General features: G+C 66.8%; 3 protein-coding genes. All 3 read left to right on the top strand.

Annotated elements, in window-relative coordinates; translation table 11 throughout:
• Nucleotides 1-107: 107 nt before the first annotated feature.
• Genes DSP71_RS09020 through DSP71_RS09010 form a run of 3 tightly spaced genes read left to right on the top strand, consistent with a single transcriptional unit; the run spans nt 108 to nt 3,819 of the window.
• A complete protein-coding gene (locus DSP71_RS09020; RefSeq protein WP_181800706.1) occupies nt 108-1,256 on the top strand; it encodes a hypothetical protein in 1,149 nt (382 codons plus the stop codon).
• Entirely contained in the window at nt 1,253-1,612 is a 360-nt protein-coding gene (locus DSP71_RS09015) for a hypothetical protein (RefSeq protein WP_113680926.1), read from the top strand. The genes DSP71_RS09020 and DSP71_RS09015 overlap by 4 nt, the downstream gene beginning before the upstream one ends.
• Nucleotides 1,609-3,819, top strand: coding sequence for a hypothetical protein (locus DSP71_RS09010; RefSeq protein WP_113680925.1), 2,211 nt, complete (start codon nt 1,609-1,611; stop codon nt 3,817-3,819). The genes DSP71_RS09015 and DSP71_RS09010 overlap by 4 nt, the downstream gene beginning before the upstream one ends.
• Nucleotides 3,820-3,881 lie beyond the last annotated feature (62 nt).

Here is a 3,881-nt window from a genome sequence, read left to right as displayed (position 1 = left end):
TACGTCTTCTTTCCCGCCGCCCGCGAGATGATCCCCCGCCTCGCCGCCCTCTGGGTGCAGACCACCGTCCGCACCATCGCCACCGCCTTCGAAGGGAAACAGGAGTAATGGCCCTCAGCATCGATATCGCCGCCAACACGCGCGCCGCGCAACGTGATGTCAAAGACCTCTCCAAGGCGCTCGACGACACCAGCGAAGCTCTCGACGACCTCGCCCGAGACAGTGGCCGCTCCGGCGACAAGGTGGAGGCGTCGTTCCGCGACATGGTGCGCGCAGCAGGGAAAGCCGATGACGCAGTAAAGAACATCGGCGAAACCTCGCGGCGATCCTTCGACGATGCCAAGGAAGGCGCTGAGGAGTTCAGGGACGAAGCCAACAGCACTGCACGGGAGGCCGCCGCATCCTTCGACGGTAGCGGCGAGTCAATCGCGGACATGTTCCAGGAAGTGGCCGCCAACGCGTTCGCCGGGTTCGGCCCGGCAGGGGCGGCGGCGGGCCTACTTGCGGCAGCCGGGATCGGGCTTGGTGTCGCCGGTTTCGAGGCGATGAACGAAGCCGAGCAGGAGTCTCGTGAACGCGCCGCAGAGTGGGCCGATGCCTACGTGGAGGCAGGAGGACGCATTCTCAACGCGTCGCAACTCGTGGAGAGAGCGCGGGCGATTATCACCGACGAAGAGCAGTATGCCGCAGCGCAGCGGAACGCGAAGGACTGGGGAGTAACCGAGTCCGTCGCCTTGCTCGCTATGGCTGGCGACACTAACGCATTGGCCGAGGCCCGTGAGTCCCTGGCGCAGAAGGAGACGACCGTGGCTGCTGCCCTCGAGAAGACGGGCGGTGATATCCGAGGGCTCAGCCACGACATGCGCACAATGCGAGAGGACGTCTCAGTCGGGGGAGAGTCATTGTCCGCTCTCACTGGAGAGATGAACGCCGGAGCCGAGCAAGCCGACGTCTACTCGACTTCACTGCGGCTCCTGGCGGACCGAACCGAGGGCGCGACGCGAACGGTAGATGAGTTCGGCGACACCGTGGTGACACTGCCGGATGGCAAGCAGATCTACATCGACGCCGAAACGGGCCGAGCGACTGAGAACGTGGACGCCATCGAGCGGAAAATCTACGGCATTCCGGACGGGAACTCGACAGTTCGGGTGGGTGTGGACACAAGCGAATGGGACCGGGCGGCACGTCGCATCTCCGGGACCGTGCTCAAGGTCGGAACCAAGGTGCTGACCCCGGACGGGTGGAACCGATGACCACGATCACGCACGCCTCCGGAACGATCGTTCCTACCGTCGTCGATGGCTACGAAGCTTCGAGCGAAGCGCGCTCGATTGTCCACACGGTGATGGGCCGCACCGACCCGGACATCACCTTGCGCCCGGCAGGAATGCGCACTGGCACCCTCTCGCTCGTGTTCGCAACGCGCGCGGCGGCGTGGGCCGCGTTCGCGATCCTGCGTGTGCCCCAGGTGCTCACCCTCACCGATCCCGACGTTCCCGAGGTGGGGATGTCGTTCGTCGTGGCCGGGGGTTCCATTTCGATGGGCCTCGACGACGAGACGCGCTCGGTGTGGACGGTTTCGGTTCCGTTCCACGAGGTCCAGTCATGACCTCCGTATCCAAGCCGATCTACACCGCCCGCGTCTTGGACGTGGCGGGCGATATCGTCCTCTCGCTCGACGAGGAGAGCGCCGGTGGCGTCGGGCTGGACGCGTCGCGCATCCCTCATGTCGAGGGCGAGATTACTGTCGCCGTGAAAGACCCGATGCTCTTGGCGAAGCTCGACCCGCGGGACTCGCGCCGCGTCGTGATCGACGTGGACGCCGTGCTCGCCGACGCGACTCGAAACCGATCCTTCGACCTCGGTATCCGTATCGCGAAGCCGGACCGTGCCGGGTCGAAGGTGACCATCACTCTCGCGTCCGACGAGGCCCTCCTGGGCGACTTCGCGCAGCTCGTGGATGACGGCACGCCTCGGACGTATCAGGCATCGCTGCGGGCAGTCTGCGACTACGTGCTCGGTCGCGTCGGCGGGCTCGCACCGAACCGGGCGCAGGGACCGCGCGGCACATCGACCACGGGGTGGTCGGCGTCCCAGTCCGGTTCGGGAAACCCGACACTGACCCCTACGACGACGGTCGGCCTCAACGTCGGTGGGGAGGGCATCGATACCTTCCTCCGCGCTCAGGCGACCACGGCGAGCACCTACATCGACATTCGCGGCACCGCGACAAACAACCTCCTCGTGGCACCGCTGGGAACCGCGATCACGGTCTCGACGTGGGTGCGCCCATCCTCGATCACCGCGCCTGTCGGGCGGGTCTATGTGCAGCAGCTTGACGCAAGCGGGACATCGCTCGGCACGTCCGATGTGGTCGCGCCCGTCACGTCCGGGCAGTTCACGCGGGTGTCGGCGACGGTGACCCGGTTGCCTGGCGCGGTGCGCGTGGTCCCCATCTTCCGCATCACCGGGACCGTGCCCGTCGGCGGGCGTCTGGACGCGACAGGGTTCGTGACGGAGCAGACGAGCAGACTCGGCCCGTACCGAGACTTCATGCTCGCCTCGGGCACGGAGGACGCCAACGTCACGGCCTACTGGCCGATCACCAACCTCATCACAAACCCGTCTATCGAGGTCAACGCGGACGGGTGGACGGCAGGCACCAACGCCTCGGCGGTGTCGCGTCAGCCGGTGACATTCGATCCGCCGTCCGGGTTCGGTCTTCGGTGGACGACGAACGCCGCCGGGATCAGCTACGCCGACTATGCCGCCGCGTCGGGTATCCGCGTCACCGGAGGACGCTGGTACGTGCTCGCCGGTCACCTGATCTGTAGTGTCGCCTCGACCGTGCACGCCCGCGTGCACTTCAAGGATCAGCAGGGCGTGACGATCGCGCAGGTGACCGGCGCGAATCTCGCCGTGGCGGGCTCCGCGTGGAGCCGCCCGTTCGTGATCGCGAAAGCGCCCGCCGCCGCGACGAGCGCGAGCGTGCACTTCGGCTACCTGGCCACTGCCGCCGGTCAACAGCCGTACGTGGACGCGGTGATGTTCTACGAGGGCAACGAGGTTGTGCCGTACTCTGACGGCTCGACGGCCAACACGGCCACATACACCTACGCGTGGTCGGCAGCGCCTCACGCCTCGGCGTCGTCGCGCACCCCGACCGTTGAGCGCCCGCCCGAGTCGCTCGTGTGGCGTGCCGGTGTGTCGGGGATGGCGTTCCTGGAGCCGCTACTCAAGGCCGCAGGACTCCGACTGGTATGCGACGAGCAGCGACGGTGGACCCTCCGCAACAGCGACTACCGCGCAGACGGGAACCAGACCTACCGGCACGCGGTGAACATCGAAGCCGCGGAGGAAACCCTCAGCCGCGAGGACGATGCGTGGTTCGACGGCGCCGTGTACGAATACGTCTGGACCGACCGCGACGGCATCGAGCAGCGCCGAATCGATGCGTTCGCGCTCACCGCGAATCCCACGAAGGTGATCCAGGTCGAAGTGCCCGACACCCCGTACCCCGGTCCTGGCCGTGCGGAGAGCATCGTGCGCCGCGCACAGGGCCGAGGACGCACCGTCAGCGCGTCCGCGATACCCACCTGGACCGAACGCACCGACCAGACCCTCAGCATGCTCCTGGAGGGCACACCGATACAGACCGGCATCGCTGAATCGGTGCGGTTCGACTTCGACACAGACACCGTGACCGTGACGTCACGCACGACCGACACACCCGCCGCCGCCTGGATCCTCATCCCGGCGGGAGAGCGCTGGACCGACTCGCCTCCGGGCGGGACATGGAAGAACGAGGTGATCTAATGCCCGAGTCCTACGTAGGCAACGAAGGAACCGCCGCCGCCGCCGACGGGATGACTGTCCTG

Origin of the sequence: Microbacterium sp. H6 (genome assembly GCF_003314775.1) — a bacterium.
Classification (GTDB): domain Bacteria; phylum Actinomycetota; class Actinomycetes; order Actinomycetales; family Microbacteriaceae; genus Microbacterium; species Microbacterium oxydans.
Note: the sequence above shows the minus strand (reverse complement) of the source record. Positions and strands in the feature narration are given on the sequence as shown.

Bases quoted from the DNA above. Each gene is read 5' to 3' on its own strand.
- DSP71_RS09020 (WP_181800706.1), top strand. From the start codon at position 108: ATGGCCCTCAGCATCGATATCGCCGCCAACACGCGCGCCGCGCAACGT.
- DSP71_RS09015 (WP_113680926.1), top strand. From the start codon at position 1,253: ATGACCACGATCACGCACGCCTCCGGAACGATCGTTCCTACCGTCGTC.
- DSP71_RS09010 (WP_113680925.1), top strand. From the start codon at position 1,609: ATGACCTCCGTATCCAAGCCGATCTACACCGCCCGCGTCTTGGACGTG.